General features: G+C 66.5%; 14 protein-coding genes. 6 read left to right on the top strand and 8 right to left on the bottom strand.

All coding sequences use genetic code 11. The features are described from left to right. Window positions 1–8 precede the first annotated feature (8 nt). Entirely contained in the window at window positions 9–683 is a 675-nt protein-coding gene (locus tag AB0H00_RS11750) for an MFS transporter (RefSeq protein ID WP_357265088.1), read from the top strand. On the opposite strand, the gene AB0H00_RS11745 is transcribed toward AB0H00_RS11750, so the two are convergent. Together AB0H00_RS11745 and AB0H00_RS11740 are read right to left on the bottom strand one after the other, a co-directional pair. Then, window positions 622–1098, bottom strand: coding sequence for a DoxX family protein (locus AB0H00_RS11745; RefSeq protein WP_357264722.1), 477 nt, complete (start codon window positions 1096–1098; stop codon window positions 622–624). The genes AB0H00_RS11750 and AB0H00_RS11745 overlap by 62 nt on opposite strands. Before the next feature lie 27 nt (window positions 1099–1125). After that, window positions 1126–2397, bottom strand: a complete 1272-nt coding sequence (locus AB0H00_RS11740; protein ID WP_357264719.1) for an APC family permease — start codon at window positions 2395–2397, stop codon at window positions 1126–1128. Window positions 2398–2490: 93 nt separating this feature from the next. On the opposite strand from AB0H00_RS11740, the gene AB0H00_RS11735 reads away from it, so the two are divergent. Then, window positions 2491–2643, top strand: coding sequence for a hypothetical protein (locus AB0H00_RS11735; RefSeq protein ID WP_357264716.1), 153 nt, complete (start codon window positions 2491–2493; stop codon window positions 2641–2643). A gap of 120 nt (window positions 2644–2763) precedes the next feature. Here the strand turns inward: AB0H00_RS11735 and AB0H00_RS11730 are convergent, their stop codons facing one another. Together AB0H00_RS11730 and AB0H00_RS11725 are read right to left on the bottom strand one after the other, a co-directional pair. Continuing rightward, complete coding sequence (locus AB0H00_RS11730) at window positions 2764–4710, bottom strand: glycoside hydrolase family 15 protein (RefSeq protein WP_357264713.1); 1947 nt, start codon at window positions 4708–4710, stop codon at window positions 2764–2766. 210 nt (window positions 4711–4920) lie between these two features. Next, the gene (locus AB0H00_RS11725) at window positions 4921–5772 is read right to left on the bottom strand and encodes an SDR family NAD(P)-dependent oxidoreductase (RefSeq protein ID WP_357264710.1); all 852 of its coding nucleotides are present in this window, start codon (window positions 5770–5772) and stop codon (window positions 4921–4923) included. Window positions 5773–6525: 753 nt separating this feature from the next. Between AB0H00_RS11725 and AB0H00_RS11720 the strand changes: the two genes are divergently transcribed. Beyond that, window positions 6526–7590: a serine/threonine-protein kinase gene (locus AB0H00_RS11720; protein ID WP_357264707.1), complete on the top strand. Its 1065-nt coding sequence runs from the start codon at window positions 6526–6528 to the stop codon at window positions 7588–7590. A gap of 114 nt (window positions 7591–7704) precedes the next feature. On the opposite strand, the gene AB0H00_RS11715 is transcribed toward AB0H00_RS11720, so the two are convergent. Next, window positions 7705–8499 carry a helix-turn-helix domain-containing protein gene (locus AB0H00_RS11715; protein ID WP_357264704.1) on the bottom strand — a complete coding sequence of 265 codons (795 nt, stop codon included), beginning with the start codon at window positions 8497–8499 and terminating at the stop codon, window positions 7705–7707. Between the two features lie 1059 nt (window positions 8500–9558). Between AB0H00_RS11715 and AB0H00_RS11710 the strand changes: the two genes are divergently transcribed. Continuing rightward, window positions 9559–10299, top strand: coding sequence for an NAD(P)H-binding protein (locus AB0H00_RS11710; protein ID WP_357264701.1), 741 nt, complete (start codon window positions 9559–9561; stop codon window positions 10297–10299). Between the two features lie 123 nt (window positions 10300–10422). On the opposite strand, the gene AB0H00_RS11705 is transcribed toward AB0H00_RS11710, so the two are convergent. Next, entirely contained in the window at window positions 10423–12705 is a 2283-nt protein-coding gene (locus tag AB0H00_RS11705) for a glycosyl hydrolase family 65 protein (protein WP_357264699.1), read from the bottom strand. Between the two features lie 613 nt (window positions 12706–13318). Next, window positions 13319–16120: a LuxR C-terminal-related transcriptional regulator gene (locus tag AB0H00_RS11700; RefSeq protein WP_357264696.1), complete on the bottom strand. Its 2802-nt coding sequence runs from the start codon at window positions 16118–16120 to the stop codon at window positions 13319–13321. A gap of 268 nt (window positions 16121–16388) precedes the next feature. Here AB0H00_RS11700 and AB0H00_RS11695 point away from each other — a divergent pair, with 268 nt between their 5' ends. Together AB0H00_RS11695 and AB0H00_RS11690 are read left to right on the top strand one after the other, a co-directional pair. Continuing rightward, the gene (locus AB0H00_RS11695) at window positions 16389–16745 is read left to right on the top strand and encodes a VOC family protein (protein ID WP_357264694.1); all 357 of its coding nucleotides are present in this window, start codon (window positions 16389–16391) and stop codon (window positions 16743–16745) included. A gap of 232 nt (window positions 16746–16977) precedes the next feature. Further along, window positions 16978–17451, top strand: coding sequence for a DUF1801 domain-containing protein (locus AB0H00_RS11690; protein ID WP_357264691.1), 474 nt, complete (start codon window positions 16978–16980; stop codon window positions 17449–17451). Between the two features lie 249 nt (window positions 17452–17700). Here the strand turns inward: AB0H00_RS11690 and AB0H00_RS11685 are convergent, their stop codons facing one another. Continuing rightward, window positions 17701–18360: a hypothetical protein gene (locus tag AB0H00_RS11685; protein ID WP_357264688.1), complete on the bottom strand. Its 660-nt coding sequence runs from the start codon at window positions 18358–18360 to the stop codon at window positions 17701–17703. Between the last annotated feature and the right edge of the window lie 27 nt (window positions 18361–18387).

The following is an 18387-nucleotide window of genomic DNA, read 5'->3' as shown; positions in this document are numbered from 1 at the left end:
CTCGCGTACTGCCGACAGCACTTGCGGCGACATCCGGGCTGGTTTTCGTCCTGACACTGTTTCTTCAGCAGGAGCTGCACCGGACTCCGGCCCAGGCTGCGCTCGGTCTGCCCCCGCTGTCGGTGGGTATCATCATCGCCTCGATCGCGGCACATCAGCTGCTGGAACGCCTCGGTCGCGATCTCGTCCTGATCGGGCTGGTACTCACCCTCACCGGGACAGTCGCATTGCTGGCCCTGGTCGTCGGCACCGATCCCACACCGTGGACCATCGTCGGCCCGATCTTCCTCACCGGCCTCGGGCTCGGCATGTGCTTCGGCACCATCTACCAGGTGACACTCGGCGATATCGCGGCCGCCGAAGCCGGTAGTGCCAGCGGCTCCCTGACCGCGGTGCAGCAGGTGGCCAACAGCATCGGCGCCGCCGCTGTCACCACCGTCTACTTCCATACCTCCGGCGGTACGGCCACCAGCCTCGCCGTGGTCGCCACCACTACCGTCGTCTGCTGCGGACTGGTTCGACTACTGCCGCGCCCCGGCCGAGGCGCAACCCATCCAGTGACCACTCGCGAGCCGGTCGGCCCCTTGCCCGGCGCGCCGGCGAGCCCGGCCGGTCGGCCACTCACTCATCGATTCCTGCCTCGAGGCGGGCGTCCAAGGACCACGGGCCCGCGCCAACGCTGAGCAGGAATACGCTGCCGCACAGCTGGGCGAGGTCTGTGCGGGATTCGTGGATGAGGTCCCACCATCCGGATTTGCCGGCGAACAGTGCCGCGTCGCCCCACAAGATGGGCAATTTCGTGATCAGCAGTGCGCCGAGCATGTTCACGATCATCGGGATCGCTGCTAGCCGAGTGCACAAACCGGCCAGGATCGCTGCGCCGCAGGCAATTTCGAAGACCCCGTCTACGGGGGCGAAGAATCCTGACGCGGGGATACCGGCCTTGTCGAACCGCCCGGTGCCCAGCGTGCCGGGGTAGAGGAACTTCTGGATGCCCTCGAAGAAGAACACCGCTCCCACGGAGAGGCGGATCCAGATCACCGCAGCCGGCGCCGTCGTCGCGGTCAGCCGAGCCAGCCAAGTGTTGTGGTCGGACATATGACACCCCTTCCGATCGTGGGCACGCTACTGCCGGTCTTTCGGTGCTGTGGTGGCAGCGGAAGTGAAGCGGCGGCGTGCGGCGTAGACCACGGCGCCCACGGCCAGCACCGCGAGCCCGGCCAGCACCGACCGCCCCGGCAGCGTGAACGCCAGAACGAGGCATCCCGCCAGCCCAAGCACCGGGATGACCGGGGCGGGCCGTCCCTCGGCCGGCGTCAACGTCCACGCGGCCGCGTTGGCGACGGCGTAGTAGAGCAGCACACCGAAGGACGAAAACCCGATCGCGGCACGGACGTCGGTGATCGCCGCGGCGACGGCCACGATCCCACCGACGGCGATCTCGGCGCGGTACGGCACCGCGAAACGTGGATGCACTGCCGCCAACACGTGGGGCAGGTGACGGTCACGGGCCATGGCCAAGGTCGTACGCGACACACCAAGGATCAGCGCCAGCAGCGAACCCAGCGCGGCGACCACGGCTCCGGCCCGCACCACCGGCTCGAGCCAGCCCGCACCTGCCTCCTGTACGAGACGTGACAGCGGCGCCGCTGCCGCGGACAGCCCTGGTCCCAGGACTGTGAGCGCCGCTGCGGCGACGACCGCGTACACGAGCAGGGTGATGCCGAGGGCGAGCGGGATCGCGCGCGGGATCGTGTGCGCGGGATCACGAACTTCCTCACCGAGGGTGGCGATCCGCGCGTATCCGGCGAAGGCGAAGAACAGTAGACCTGCCGCCTGCAGGACCCCGCCGACGGTGACGTCGGAACCTAACGCCAGCCGTGCGGAATCGGTGTTGGGGGAGGTGAGTGCCGCCGCCACCACAACGCCGAGCACCGCCAGCACAATTCCCACGATCACCCGCGTCAGCACCGCGGATTTCCGGACGCCGCGAAAGTTGACCGCCGTCAACGCGACGACTGCCGCTACGGCGACGGCGTGCGCACGCTCGGGCCAGGCGTACGTGCCGACGGTCAACGCCATGGCCGCGCACGATGCGGTCTTACCGACTACGAAACTCCACCCCGCCAGGTACCCCCAGAATTCGCCGAGCCGTTCGCGGCCGTACACATACGCACCTCCCGAGGTCGGGTAGCGTGCGGCCAATCGCGCTGACGAAGTCGCGTTGCAGTACGCCACCACCGCCGCTACCGCAAGTCCGAACAACAGTCCCGACCCCGCCGCGCGCGCCGCCGGTGCCAGGGCCGCGAAGATTCCCGCTCCGATCATGGAGCCGAGCCCGATCACAACCGCATCGCTCACCCCCAGACTCCGCTGCAGCTCGTCTGGCACATTCATCGGCGATCTCCTGGACACCCTGCTCCTATCGCCCACCCGAGTCCGGCCGGTTCGATCAAATCCGCTTGATGTATCTGGCGCAATCCTCTGGTCGTGGAGCCACCGCGTCAAGCCGTCCCGGCGTTCGCGCAACTGGCCGACCATCCGTGGCGGTGGCGGCTGGTGGCGGAACTGTCCGGCAGGTCCGGCAGCGATTACGCCAGCGTCCGTTACCTGGTCGATGACGTGCAGGGAGAAGTCCGCTGAACCGTGGTTGGCCCAGCCACAGACAATCAGGGGTTTCCTCCTCGGTCTGCGACTGCCGCGGCGTCTGCCTCGGTCAACGCAAATTTCGGAAGAAGCGCCCTGTAATCGTCAAGGTCGAGGTCAGCGGTGGATGTATCCCAGTGTGAACGGTGCGTCGTCCAGTCGTGGGGCTATCGATTCCCCGCCGAGTTCCTGCCGCAGTGTGGCTTGTTCGTCTCGGATGACGTGCATAACGGCGTTGATCAGGGCAAGGTGGGTGAACGCTTGGGGGTAGTTGCCCCAGTGCCGACCGGTTCGAGGGTCGATTTCCTCGGCGTAGAGGCCCATGGGGCTGGCGTAGGCAAGCAGTTTTTCGCACAGCTGTTTGGCTCGTTTCTTTTCGCCGATCTCCGACAGCGCCGAGACCAGCCAGAACGAGCAGATCGTGAAAGCGCCTTCTTCCCCGGCCAATCCGTCGTCGGTTTCATCGACGCGGTATCGCAGGACGAGGCCGTCTTCGGTCAGTTCGTCGGCGATGGCCAGCACTGTGTTGCGTACCCGATCGTCGTCGGGGGGCAGGAAACGAACCAGTGGGATGAGCAGCGTCGAAGCGTCCAGCGCCGTGCTGCCGTAGTACTGGGTGAACACCTGTCGGGAGTCGACCGCATGCGTACATATGTCGGCGTGGATTTCCTCGGCGGCCTGTTGCCAGCGATGCGCACGTTCGAAGTCCTGGTGGATGCGGGCCAGCCGGGCGCCGCGATCGGCGGCGACCCAACACATGACTTTGCTGGAGGTGAAGTGTTGGGGCTTCCCGCGAACTTCCCAGATGCCATGGTCGGGCTCGCGCCAGCAGGTGAGGGCGCTTTTGACCGCCCGACCCAACAGCGGCCACGCCCGCGCGTCGATTTGATCTTGGTGTCGGGCGTACAGATAGACCGAGTCCAGCGCCGCGCCCCACACATCGTGCTGGCGTTGCCGGTATGCGTTGTTGCCGATGCGCACGGGGCCGGCATTGTCGTAGCCACGCAGATGGGTGAGAGTCTGCTCAGTGAGGTCGGTTTCGCCGCCGATGCCGTACACGATCTGCATGTCCGAAGTTTCTTCGGCCAAGTCGAGGATGTACGAGAAGAAGTCGTTCGCCTCCCAGCTGAAGCCCAATGTATACAGACCCCACAGCGCGAAGGCGGAATCGCGGATCCACGAGAATCGATAGTCCCAATTGCGTTGCCCGCCTGGTGTTTCCGGCAATGACGTGGTGGCGGCGGCAGCGATGGCACCGGTAGGCGCAAAAGTCAGACCCTTGAGGGTCAACGCACTGCGGGTGAGCTGGGCCGTCCACGGATGGTCCGGAAATCGGCCGCCGGCCAGCCAGTGCCGCCAATGGTGGATCGTCCGCAGCAGCCGTTCCTCGGCCTCGTCAACGGCATGGGGGGCGTCGCGACTGCCCCAGGAGAGCGCGCAGAAGCGTGTGTCGCCCGTCTTGAGCAGGGTGCGGGCAACCGCGTGCGTACCTTCCAGGCCCAAGCGCATGTCGGTGCTCAACGTCAGCCGCAGATCGATCCCGTCAGCGCTGGCCTGCGCGAGGTGGTAGCTGTCGAGGTATTCCCAATGCGCGCGATGCCTGCCGTAATCGAAGGCCGGCTGGCAATCGAGCCCGAACTGGATCTGTCCGGTCTCACAGTGCACCGTCCGCAGCAGAATATGCTCGGCGTCGTAGTCGGTGGGGGTCCGACGATGTGCGCTACGGCCGGGTTTTTGGTGCCGCCAGGGCCCGACCAGCAGCACATCGCGCACCGTCGCCCACCCTTCGCCGCTGCGCCAGCTCGTCTCCATGACCATCGTGCCCGGGATGTAGCGGCGATCAGTGGGCACCACGAAACCGTCGGGAGCGAACCGAAACGACCCGGCGGAACGATCGAGTATGGCCGAGAAGACACTGGGGGAGTCCATACGGGGTAGACACATCCACTCGATCGCCCCGTTGGGGGCGATAAGGGCGCTGACCTCGCAGTCGGAGATGAAACCGTAGTCGTCGATGCGCGGGAACGCCGTGAGCCGCGGCGTACGTTCGCTCTCGTGGTCCATGCGTTGCTCCATCGTCATCTGGGCGCTGACATATGACTGGCTATTCCACGCGATTACCTCGTGAACCGTCTTCTTCTCGACCAGACTGGGAGCGGGATCGGGAAGAAGTATTGGGGCGAAGCTGCCCGCCAAGTGAACCAAGCTCAAACCACGACGTCGACGGGGCCGAGCGCAGGCATGGCAGCCGCACCGACACCGGCCCGATAGCGCTCAGGGCTCGTCTGGGGACGAGATTTCGCGGGCGCGCACTTGGACCAGAATGTCCCGCAGTTTTCCGGCGCGGGCGAGAACAATGTCGCCGAGCGGACCGACAATGCCACGCAGCCAGTCCAGGGGGCGCCACAGGGCGGGGGCCACCACTCGGGTGCGGTTGCGTTCTACCGCCCTCAAGATTTCCTTGGCAGCCCGGTCGGGGCTGATGCGCTTGGTGAGCATGCGCGGGAACAGTTTTTCAGTCTTCTCGAACAGCGGGTCACCTACCTTGGTGCCGTTCACCAGGTCGGTATCGACGAAGCCGAAATACGCTGTGGTGACGCCGATCCCGGCCACCGATAGTTCGACACGCAGCGTGCGCGCGAGCGCTTCGACACCGGCCTTGCTGACCGCGTATGGTGCGCCGAGCACGCCGTTGACGAACGAGTACACCGAGGCGACCACGACCAGTCGGCCGCGGCTTGCGCCCAGGTGCGGCAAACCGGCCTGCACCGTATTCCACGCCCCGCGCAAATTTACGCCGATCACCCGGTCGAACTCGGCGAGGCTGGTGCCTGCGACGGTTGCCATCTTCGGCGCCACTCCGGCATTGGCGACAACCACGTCGATTCCACCGAGCTCGGCCGCGGCCGCCGCGACAGCCGCCGACAGTCCCTCAGGATCGGTGACATCGGCGACGAAAGCCGAAGCTGCGGCACCGAGTTCCGTCACCACTTGCTTCAGCTCGAGTTCATCTCGATCGAGCAGTGCCACCCGGGCGCCCCGCGCGATCGCGCCGCGCGCGGTGGCGAGACCGATGCCGCGCGCCGCGCCGGTGATCACCACCCGCTTGCCGTCAAGTTCCGTCATCGCGCCACCGCCCGCCGGTGCCCGCGGTCGGCGCAATCGACGGTCTGAACTACCCGCGCACAGGCCGGATGCGGCCTGGATGGGGCGGCAATCACCACGCCGTTCGCAGTGAGATACCGACCGGGCCGGTCGGCGGTGAATTCCGTGCCGTCGAGACGCACTTGCAGCTCCTTGCTGAATAGATCCCTGGACGTTATGGCGGAGTGAAGCCAGCCGCCGGTTCGGCGATGCGCTCGATCACGATCCACTCAGATCTGGCTCGCCTCCCCAGAAGGTAGACGATGCTATTGGCGCACGGCCAGTCATTCGGGGCAGTGGCCTGGACGAGCAACGCCGAAGCCTGGTCAGTGGGTCGCACGCCATCAGTGACTGGGCGACCGTGGATCCGATCAGATTGTGGTGCCAGATGCGGCAGGCACCGCGAGGAATCGCCGAAGGCGAGACGCCCCAGGAAGTCACGCGATGCCTCGAACGCTTTCTCGCCGAGCATGTTCGGCGATCATGATCACCGACGACGATGGACTGCCACGAGCGGCTAGCAGCGATACCCCAGGGCTGGGACGGCGCCGGGCGCCGAAGCCGCCGCCACCGAATTGTGGAGATCGAGCGCGCGGCGGTGCCCTCCAGCAGTACCACGCCCTCGTCGACCACGAAGTGGCTTCGATTACAACGCAATTCAGGAGTCTCTATGGCCCCGCTATGCCGGCCAACGCCGCTCTGCCGGCAATCCAGGACATTCTCGCGGCCAGCTGAGTGAGCACATACCGAAATGTGGTCCGGGCGAATACCCTTCCGGAAGTAGTGGACATCCGCACGCAGCGGACACCGGCGAACTATGGTGAGGCGGTGGTACTCGAGCCAGGTCACCAGTTTGCGGGATTTGTTGTGAAGGCCCGGCTGGGCCATGGCGGCAGCAGCGAAGTGTATCTGGCCGAGGATCCGGAACGGTCGCGGCCTGTGTCACTGAAGATTCTGGGGCCGGAAGACAGCCGGTCACCCGAGGCGCGGGCGCGATTTGTGCACGAGTTCGACATCTTGTCGGCGCTACGACACCCCAACATCGTGCGGATGTACACGCACGGCGAAAACGACGGCAGGCTGTGGTCGGCGCGCGAGTATGTGGCAGGCGCGACGGTGTCGACGTTGGTGCGGAGGCCGCACCAGCACCCGGATCTGCGGCAGGTGCTCCACGTGCTGACTCAGGTCGCGGCAGGATTGGATTTCGCGCACGCAAACGGTGTGGTCCATCTCGACGTGAAACCGGCGAATGTGTTGATCGGCGCGGACGACCCCGCGACAGTGAAAATCTCGGACTTCGATCAGGCCCGGTGGCTCGAGCGGCCCGAACCGCCCCTGGCCACCAACGGTTTCGTCGTCGTGTCGGTGCCGTATGCCGCGCCGGAACTGCTGCAGGCGGGCACGGTGTCCCCGGCGACGGACCAGTACGTGTTGGCTTGCTCGGCCATCGACCTGCTCACCGGCCGGCCGCCGTTCTCCCGCGCCGACCTCATGGCCACTGCGGAGGCCCAACTGCAGGATCCACCACCCAAGATCTCTGAGCGCCAACACTGGATCCCGCCCGAGGTCGACGCGATCCTGCATCGGTCGCTCGCAAAAGATCCCAGTGCCCGCTACGACTCGTGCACCGAACCCATCCGCTTGCTGACCGAGGCACTCCACGACATCGATCCCCGCCCCCTCGCCCCCTTCCTGAACCGTCTGAAAGTGGCATTCACTCGAACGCATTTGCTGAATGCCACATTCAGACGGAAAGAAGGGGAGGCGACAGGGGCGCGGAGGGGGGCCGGCACGCGATAAGACGTCCGCCGGGAATGTTCTGCCGCTGCTGCTAGCAGGAAAGCATGACCCCGTGACGAAGCGGCGGCCGACCTCTCGGGCACGAGAGCCACGCTGGTGTCGCTCGATACCGAATCAGCGGTCTGTTCGGTTGTCGACCGAGGAATCGCGAGGTATGCGAGTCCCCGCACCATTGCCCGGCGGGAAATGGCGGAGGCAATGGTCGATCCGGTCCGCCGCGGACCTGACAAGGTCGGTCAAACCCGGCGGGGGCTGGGGGGCCAGCACCAGCCCGGTGATGGTCGCGGGTAGGTGTCCGTCGGTGCTGCGCAACGGCGCTGCGACACAGCTCATTCCGACTGCGCCGTCGGAATGATCGGAAATGACGAAACCTCGATCGCGCACACTGCGTACGATTTGCCGCCACTGCGATGCGGACAACTGCGCCCTGGGACCCCACACATCGCCGGACACCATGAGGGAGTACCAGGCGGCAGCCAGTGGGGTGTAGACGGCATTCAGATCCGGAGGAAGCAACCAGCAGCGATCTCCCCGGGCGGCGGCCGTCACCAGACGCCCCTGTCCGGAATACAGCACATACACACCCACGGCATCCGCCGAACCGATCAATGCTCGCACCGGATCGGCGGCTGCCCGGCCGAGGACGGGATCCGGTTGCCAGGAGCGACCCAATCGAGCGGTGAGCGAGCCCATGAAGTAGCGATGGTCGATCCGCTCGACGGCGCCGACCGCGACCAAGTGATCCGCGATGCGGTGGGCGGTGGTCTTGGCAAGACCGGCTTCCCGCGCCAACTCGCTCAGTCCGAGGCCACGGTCCGCACCACTCAGCACCTCCAACACCGTAAACGCCCGCTCGAGCACCCCGCGCTCGCTTTTGCGGTCGTTGACGGGTGAGTGCACCGCTGGCATATCAATAGTGTGCGACATCAACCGCCGACATTCACACCCCCAGTGCACCACCCGATCCACCGAGCAGCTCGGGAGGATCGGTGTTGTAGGCCATGCTGCAACACAAACCCCTACCTATGGCTTATACCACGCAGACGGGATAGAAAATTAGCGTGGGAATACAAATCCCGAGACTCCACGGAAAGAGGAACCACAACGCGGCCGGCTGGACCGCTTCGCTCGATACCGGTGCTGGCGCCGGTGCCGGTGCCGGTGCCGGTTCGGCGGAGGCCATACCCGACCCCATGGCGATTACCGGAGCCATCGCTACGGCTGCTGCCGTTGCCCGCAACTTCTTACTCATGATGATCCCTTCAATAGACTGATGTCGAAGGCCCCACCTCGGCAGATTCCGCCCTCGGGTACGGCCCACATGGCCCGGGTAGTTTTTCCCGGCCGTCCCCGACAAGCTAATTAACTCGCCATCGGCGTTCAGCAGCAAGACATCGGTCCGATTAGCGGAACGCGCATGGTATTCCCGCCGCAGGGCCCGCCGGTCAGGTTCAGTGGCCTGGGCATCGCGAAGCAGTAGAGGATTTCTTCGGCGGTCTTGCGGGATGAAGGATTCACCGGCAGTGCGCGGTGAAGCGATCGTGAGCGCCACGATTTCAGCCCGGTCGCATTGGGTCAATTGCGGGCTGCGGCGGGGGCCATGGCTGTCAGCGAACGGGTGCGGACAGTGGATTATGATGCGCGCGAGCCGATTCCTACCCGAACAGTGTCGCCGCGGGGTCGGCGGTTTGTCGGTGTCGGTAGTGGGCGTCGATCCGCGCGCGGACTCGGATGTAGGAAAGCCGGCATGACGCCGCAGGGCTCGAATTCATCGACATCGTCCAGACGCATCCCACCATCGGTTTGCTGGTGGGATGCTGGAAACGCGGAAGGTAGTCGACATATCGTGCCCACGGCCGCGGGAGGGCCTGAATCGGCTCGGGCCGCCGAAGGGAACACCAACCTCGGACATCAGTGCAATCGACCTCCCGGGCATGCCCAGGTGGCACGCCGCGAAAGGTGAGAACCATGAAGCTCATAGTCATCGGCGGTACCGGACGGATCGGCTCGCAGGTGGTTCAGAAGCTGACCGCGGCCGGACACGCCGCCGTCCCCGCCGCACCGTCCACCGGTGTCGACCTGATCACGGGAAAGGGTCTGGACCAGGCGCTGGGGGACGCCGACGTCGTGGTCAACGTGGCGAACTCGCCGACCTTCGACGAGGCGTCTCTGGACTTCTTCCGCACCTCGATGAACAACCTGCTTGCCGCGGGGGCCAGGGCCGGTGTCCGGCACCAGGTGATCCTCTCGATCGTCGGAGTGGACCAGGTGCCCCAGCTGGACTACTACCGGGCCAAGACCCTGCAGGAGGAGTTGCTCCGGCAGGGGCCCACGCCGTACTCCATCGTGCGCGCCACCCAGTTCTTCGAGTTCGTGGACGCGGTCTTGTCCGAGACTTCCGACGGCGACACCGTCCGCCTGCCCGCCACCCGCCTGCAGCCGATCGCCGCCGCGGACGTCGTCGACGCGGTCGCCGAGGTGTCCACCGGCACCCCGCTGCGAGGGATTCGGAACGTCGCCGGGCCGGACGTCTTCCCCCTCGACGAGCTCGGCAGGCTCACCCTGGCCGCGCAGCGCGACAGCCGGACCGTCATCACCGACGACGAGGCCGGCATGTTCGCAGCAGTCACCGGCGATGTGCTCACTGCGGGTCCGGACGCGCACCTGGCACCCACGCACTACCAAGATTGGATCCAGAAGGTCTACTGAATCAGGGGGGATACCCTCCCCGCTTCAGGCACGTGGCCCCGTTGATCCGGCAGATCGAACCGTCGACCACCGAGGTAGGCCCTCGGCCCGACGATCGGAGGTTCCCCGTGCGATGTCGTCGGGTCAGGGGCAGGCGCTCCTGGTCGGCAACGTCAGTGGTGCCGCCGGGCGGATGGTTGCCGGGCCACCCGGCGTCTCGACGGTAACCGGACCGCCCGAAGAGACTTCCACCGTTGTGCCTTCCGGTCGGATGTGCAAGGTCAGCCTGCTATCGCCTACCGCGAGATCGCGAATTGTCATCCCCTCGGGAAATCCGCTGGGCAGCATGGGGTCCAGCCGGGGACCCGTCTCGGCCCACCGCAGCCCGGTCGGCCCGTACAGCAAACCCTGGAGGAATCCGCCCGCACCTGTGACGAAGATCCACGCCGATTGACCGATCGTGTTTTCACCCGACCGGTCGCTACGCGCCTCGGACTGGAACCGATACGGTGATCGGACGTACGGTTGCACCGATCGATCCAGGAACTGCTGGGTGCGGCAAGGGTCGTACTGCGCGCTGAGGATCGCACCCACGCTGTTGCTCATGTTGGGGCCGTCGGGATCGGTGCGGTCGAAGTAGTACACCAGAGTCGCCTCAGGCGAGTAGCCCGGTGCAGCATAGGAGTACGGGTAGCTGATCAGCACCGTGTCGGCCTGCTTGATCTTCGCGCCCTGATACCCGAGATACTCGGCGGGCACCCCCGGGACGATATCCGGCGGCATCGCCATGTGGGCGGCGATGTCGGCCCACCGGGGGTTCACCGGCAGTCCGGCCAGCCGGGCCGCCGACATCGCGGTGCGCATCGTGGCGATCACTCCGGCATTGGTGAGCGCGCTGTCCACGGAAACCGAGACGTATTCGTCGGCGCCCGCCGCCGGCGCGTAGTGGTAGCGGCCGTCGGGCAGCTTCGGACCGACTCGTGCGGCCTGGTAGTTCGCGATGGCCGTGATCACCCGCGCGCCGCTGTCACGCAGCCATTGCCCGTCGCCGGTGGCCGAATAGTACTGCCATTGCGCGAGCGCGATCTCGTTCCCCAGATGTTCCTGAACCAGTCCGCATACCGCCGGTGACGCGCATTGTTGTGTCGGTCCGTCGTTCCAGGGGTACAGAGCGCCGGTCAGCCCATAGGCGCGCGCGTTCGCCTCGGCTTGCGGTAGCGCCGCGACGCGAAAATCCACCACGGTGCGGGCGAATTCGGGATAAAGCGCGAGCAGGGTGGGAAAAATCCAGGTCTCAGCGTCCCAGTAGGTCAGGCCTCCGTAGTCGTCCGAGGACAACCCCGCTGGCTGCACGGACCACCGCTGTCCAGCCCGGATGCTGGACAGCACCGTATACAGTGCGGGCCGGATCCAGTCTCGATAGTCGTCGCGGCTGGGAATCTCGATGGCGGGCTGCCACAAACGATCCCACGCTGCGGCGTGTTCGGCGTGGATGGCGGCGAAACCACGCGCCGCGCTGGAGTCGGAGACCTCGGTGGCAATCGCGCGCGGGTCCGCGCCGTCCGCACCGGAGGTGATTCCCACGTACTTGGTGACCGTATAGCTGCGGCCAGCCGCGACTGTGCCGTCGAATCGTATTCCAGCCGTTGACCCGTTGGTGGGTACTGCGGTGCCACCCAGCTCATCAGGGGTGGTGACCGTGGATACCAGGAAGGCGGTGTTGTCGGTGCCGTCGGCGCGCACGCCGACCGTGGTCTGTCCCCGGTTCGAATCGGACGTCGCCATCGTCGGGGTGACCCTGCGCGCGGCGGCCCCGTCGATCATGTCGGTGACGGTGAGCGGCCCCGAGAAGTGCGGGGTGACGGTCAGCTGCTGGACCGCGAGGTTCGGCTGCGCCCGTGACACGAAAGTCCGGTAGGTCAGATCCAGCCAGTGTTCCGCGTCGGGTGTCCAGGTGACTTCGGTGGTGGCGGTGGCATCGCGGTAGTTCATGCGCTGGCGGTAGTGCGTGACCGCGGCCGGGTCGACGTCGGCCCGGTAGGTTCGGCCCGCGACGTCGATGGCCAAGCCTGACCACGCGGGGAGCGCGGCGATCACCTCCGTGTTGTTCCACGACACGGACTGCCTGGCATAGAAACCCGCGAGATACGTTCCGGTGTAGCGGGGTTGCACCAAGGGGAACGATGTGCGCACCGAGGCGCCGTAGCCCTGATATCCGCCGCCGCTCGGCGGGATCATCGCGCCGATGCGTCCGTTGCCGAGATACGGTGCAGCGCGGAAATTCTCGGGCTCGAACGTCTCGGAGACCGCCGACCAGTCGTCTCCGACCGCCTGCCCGCCCTGCGCGGTCGCCACCGCGGGCAGTCCGGGCATCGGCACAAACGCACAGGTCAATAGCACCGCACCGATACCCGACACGAGTCGCATCGGGCCGACAGTAGCAGCGGTCACGCTGAGCCGATCGCAACGACACGATCGCTGCACCATGCCCCCGGCTACTCGGGTTCGACGCTACGCCGCAGCCGTCCGACGCCCTCGTTCTCGCCGCGGTCGGCTACGAACTTGCGGGGGCGCCGCGACCGGGTAGGCGATCGGTGGGCCGGCTACCAGACGACCAGACGATCCCGGGCATGGGGCCACGATCTTCGAGAACTCCCGTGCTGGACCTGAACCGGCAGTTCGCCACAAAGGCGATCGGCGAGGCGATCAAGTTTCTGTCCGAGGGCGCGAACCACCTCCCAGACCAGGCATTCTGGTCCAGGCAGGCGAGCAGGTACGGCGCGACAAGCCCGAGCGGATCATGCGCGCCCAGCTCGGTGACGACCTGGAGTACTACACCGGCACGCTCCAGGCCTTCCGTGCACCCTACGGCGAGTCCTCCTGAGGATCCGCCAGCTCACTGACCGGGATGCCGAAACTTGCGGTGCTGATCCTGTCGTCTTGGCGCAGACAAGGTTTGCGGTGTTCGGTCACAATCTGGTGCACGCGTTCGAGCGAATCATATTCCCGATTCTGGCCGTGGTGTTCCTGATCGTGATCTTCACCAGGGCCGAGGTGGGCTCATCGGGGCGAGGCCGAGATCGGTGAACGCGGCCGCGCCGCGGGCAGCATGGTCGCCGCCGGCGAGCATCCTGGTCCGCGCCGACTGGTAGCGGCAACCGGCGACGTCAAACGCGTCTGCCGTGGCGAGCAGCCGCTCCTGGTCCTTGGCGAGCAGCGCTTCGGCCCGCTCCACAATGGCACCGGCGATGGGGTTCCCGGCCACGATGGTCCAGGCCTCGGCAAGGCGGTCGCTGGCGTCGGAGCTGCCGGCGAGCACGGTGGCTTCGGCGCGCAGCGCCACATACCAGTGGAGCCAGATCCACGTGACCCATCTCCACACCTCGCCGGGCTCCGGCGCCATCCGTTCCAGCGCCTCCACTGCCTGGCCATTGTGGAGCATCAGCATCGCGTCGAAGACCGCCTTGTAGCCGTAGGCATGTCCTGGTGGTGTGCCGAGCTGATTCAGGACCGCATTCCATTCGCACCAGGCACCGCGGTCGTCGCGTAGGCCATGGATCATTTCCACGCCAGCCACTGCCGCACCGAGGACCGATCCGGCGGGGCTACCGGCCCGCTGCCACGCTTCGAGGAACCGGACGCTGTGTGTAAGCACTTCGTCGACGTTGCCCGCCAACGCGTCGGCCACCAGCAGCTGGCTCGTCGCACGATGGCCAACCTCGGCCAGCAACGGATGATCCGCGAGTTGCCGTGCCCACCGGCGGGCGCCCGGCAGGTCCCCCACGCCGAGGCTGGCCCCAGTGGCCTGGCCGAGCGCGTCGATCAGCTCTTGGGTGCCGGCCGGGGTGTCCGGTGTGGAAGACAGCAGCACGATCCGGCGCCGTGCCGTGGCCGCGGCGGCGAATAAGTCCCCGGCCCAGCTCTGGGCGCCGGTGAGCGCATCGAGGGCCGCGGACTCGGCGAGCGGGTCGCCCGTTCGGTGAGCGAGTTCGACCGCCCGTTGGGCTCGCACGAGCGTCTCCGGTTCGGCGTTGCCGGGTGGGCCGTCGGGGGCACCGAACGCGTTGGTGAGCACACCGACCTCGGCTAGTGCCACCGCGGCCTGAGCGGACGGGTCATTGCCGGCCAGCTCCTGCGCCTCGGTGATGAGCGCGATCAGCTTCTCCTGGGTCGGGATTCGTTCGAATCTGCTCCAGAATCGGTATGCGCAGGTGGCGGCGGTCGCCAAGTCAGCGGCGGCACCAGCGGTGTCCCCGGCTCGGTGGGCGGCGTCCGCGGCCGCACGATGGAGGCGGTACATGTCGTCGCCACGCATCTGACATCCGGCCGCGGCCGCGGCGTGCCTCAGCAGCGCTGCGGTGGCGGCCGGGTCATCCGCGAGCGCGGCCGCCTGCTCATAGCGCCATTGGGACTCGCCGGTCAAGTGACGGGTGAAACTCAGTTCCGCCAGGTACCGGGCGAAGCGGTACGCATCCGCGCGGTGCTCTGGCCGGTCGCCCACCCACATCATCGCGGCGCGGAAGTCGTCGGCCACCGCGTCGAATCGTGCCCGCCAGTTCGCTCGTACCACCGCCAGGTCGGCCGCCTCAGCCAGGCACCAGCGAAGGTGCCGGGACCGGGTGTCGACCAGCTCACCGGCCTCTGTGAGCCGCTCCATCCCGTACTGGCGGATGGTTTCCAGCGCACGGTATTCGGTTCCGCTCGGGGACGCCGTCACCACCAGCAGGCTCTGTTCGACGAGCCTGGCCAATCCGTCGGCGACAACGCCTTTCTCGGACCCGACTACCTCCGCCGCCGCCGCAACGGTGAACGACTTCATAAACACCGACACCCGGCGCAGGAGCACTCCATCCTCCGGCTCCAACAGGGCGTGGCTCCAGTCCAGCGCTGCCCGCACCGAACGGTGCCGGTCGTCGGCGCGGGCGCCGCCGGCAAGCATCCGGAGCTGGTCGGACAGGCCTGCGGTGAGACCATCCAGCCCGAGCGTGGTCCACCGGGCGGCGGCCAGCTCGATCGCCAGCGCCACTCCATCCAGCCGCTCGCAAAACGCGGCGACTTGATCACGCAGTGCATGATTCGGCGGCCAGCCGCCCGCCGCCGCGCGGTCCATGAACAACGCGACAGCATCCGATTCGCCATCGCCGGCCAACGACATCGGCGGGACCGCGTACACCCGTTCGAACGGCACCATCAGTCGAGCCCGGCTGGTCGCCAGCACCGTCAAACGAGGGCACGTCTCGAGCAGTCGTTCGATGAAAGGCGCTACCCCATCCAGCACGTGTTCGCAGTTGTCCAGCACAAGCAACGCGTGACGGTCGGCGAGCGCAGCCAGCACCGACTCGTCCATGCCACGGCCGGGCTGCTCGCCGAGGCCGAGTGCGAGGGCGACCGTACCAGCGACCACGCATGTGTCGGGGCTGGTGATCGGTACCAGGTCTACGAACCACACCCCGTCGGAGTACTCGCCGGCTACCTCCGTCGCAATCGTCAACGCGAGCCGGGTCTTACCCACGCCGCCGGGGCCGAGCGCAGTCACCTGCCGGTGCTTTTTGATCATCTCGGTCAGCTCGGCCCGCTCCCGCATCCGACCGATGAACGAGGTCAGGGGTGTCGGCAGGACCGGCGCAGGGTCCGACCGGTTGGCGCGAGCCAGCTCGGACGCACGCTGGGCGAGTGCCCTCCGATCCGCAACGTCCAGCTTGCGCAGGAGTGAGGAGACATGACTTTCCACGGTACGCACCGAGATGAACAGCCGCGCCCCGATTTCGGCGTTGCTGAGATGCTCCCCTACCAGCGCCAGCACCTCGGCTTCCCGAGCCGAGATCTCCACCGTCGCCGCCATGGGCCCTATTCTGCCGTATCTGCTTCGCGCTCATACTGTGCGGTTGGTTCCTGTGGTGGACCGGACGACGCGCAAGCCGCAACGCGTAACGCCCGGGATGGTCGCGGGTGCAGATCACCCCGTAGGCGATCCGTGCCCCGATCAGTGGGCGGTTCCGTGGTCGCCACGGATGTGGATAGGCCGCGCCGGGAGAGATGCTGTGAACACGTCCGGTTCGTCTCGACAGACGGACATACCGGGTCGATGACCCACGACTTCAGGAGTGATCATGACCAGCTCTGCCACCCAGGGAATCAAGACCGTGCTGCATCCCGTGTCCGACCTGGCGACAGCCAAGGCGGTGTACGCCGCCCTGCTCGGCGTACCGCCGCACACCGACTCGTCCTACTACGTCGGCTTCGAGGCCGAGGGCCAACACATCGGTCTGGTGCCGGCTGGTGGACCGCAGAGTATGACCGCACCGGTGGCCTACTGGCAGGTGCCGGACATCGAGGCGAAGCTGGCCGGGATGACCGCCGCGGGAGCCACCGTGAAAGAGCCTGCGCACGACGTCGGTGGCGGCCGCCTGGTGGCCACCGTGACCGACACCGATGGCAATGTCCTCGGGCTGATTCAGGACCGATGAGGGCCGACCCCACGCTGCCGGCGGGCCACGCTGCCACCACCACACTGGCGGGAGCGTCCTCGAAGGAGCCGCACCCGCGCTGGGACCAGCCAGCGTGTGTACATCTCTGGGGAGTGTCACCGCTAGCGTCAGCGGCGTGGCGGAAGCGCAATCGACTACGCCAGTAGTGATCCGCGTGTGCCCCTAGCAACACGATCGTTCCCATCTAGATTTGCACGGAGGAAACCGGCTGATGAATGCTCAGAAGTCCACCACACGTACCACCACGAAGAGCAAAACCGCGGTGGGGTTCACGGACGAAGAACGTGCCGCGATGAAAGAGCACGCTCAGGAGTTGAAGACGGCCGCCCGTCGCGGCTCCCGCACGGCCAAGGCGGACGGGGAGAAAGACGTGCTCGCGAAGATCGCCGAGATGGCGGAGTCCGATCGCGTCATGGCTGAACGGCTTCATGCCGTCATCAAAGCCAGCGCACCGGATCTCGCGCCGAAACTCTGGTACGGCATGCCCGCATACGCCAAGAACGGCAAGGTCGTCTGTTTCTTCCAAAGCGCGGAGAAGTTCAAATCGCGGTACGCGACGTTCGGTTTCAGCGACACCGCAAACCTCGATGACGGCGCCATGTGGCCGACTGCTTTCGCTCTGACGAAGTTGACCGCCGCCGACGAGACAAGGATCGGCGAGCTCGTGAAGAAGGCGGCGGGTTGAGGACGGGGCCTGCCACTGCACCCAGTGGCAGGCCAGCGCTGCCTCAGCGCACTCTATGCCGCGTGGCGGTACGGTTCCCTGCGTCGTCGACCACCCACGCATCCGGATCGATCACTTACCTGCCTTGCGAGACAACACGGTCTGACCGAAACCACATCCCACGGCCAGACCGAGCAGTCCACTGGTCACGCATGCCGACGTGCTGGAATCCGCCCGGCGAAAACCCCTAACGTGCTCGGAATCAGTGGGTCAGCGGTTCGGATATGGCGGCTGACCATACGGCGGGGCTGGAGGGCCGGGCGGCGGAGCGGCTGGGTATCCGTAAGGCTGGGGAGGCTGGGGAGGCTGGTGGCCGTATGGCGGGAACGAGGGCTGACCATATGGCGGTGGGGGCTGGTGGCCGTACGGCGGAGTCGATTGACGACGTACCGCGATCCACCGGCCGGTCGGACTGATGGCGGCGAGGACAAGGGTCGCCAGCGTCAGCACGCAGACGGCTATCGGCAGCAGGCCGAAAAGGCCTACCATCGCGAGCCCGACAGCCATGTTGATCAAACTCAGCGCGCTGCCGACAATCACCAGCACTCTGCCGACGGTCAATCGACACAGCAGCAGGACGCCGCCCAGAATGAGCAGAAACGCAACAAATCCGGTCACCGCGACACTGACCAGCGCAAGACCTGCCAGAGTGTCGAAGGTCCGTGATCCGCCCGTCCCCATCGAGACGAGACCGAATATCTTCCATCCGCCATCCAGCAGTGCGAGCAGCGCCGCCGCGATTCCGGTGCCACCCCCCGCCGAAGATTGAGGTGGCGGATAGGCGTGACCCGGCAGGTGGGGATAAGGGGGCGGATAACCGCCCGGTGCGGCACCTGGCCCGCCGTGCTGGTAGTTCATATGGGCAGTCATTCCTCCTAGGTCACCGGGGACCATACC

It is taken from the genome of Nocardia sp. NPDC023852 (assembly GCF_040639505.1).
Classification (GTDB): domain Bacteria; phylum Actinomycetota; class Actinomycetes; order Mycobacteriales; family Mycobacteriaceae; genus Nocardia.
Note: the sequence above shows the minus strand (reverse complement) of the source record. Positions and strands in the feature narration are given on the sequence as shown.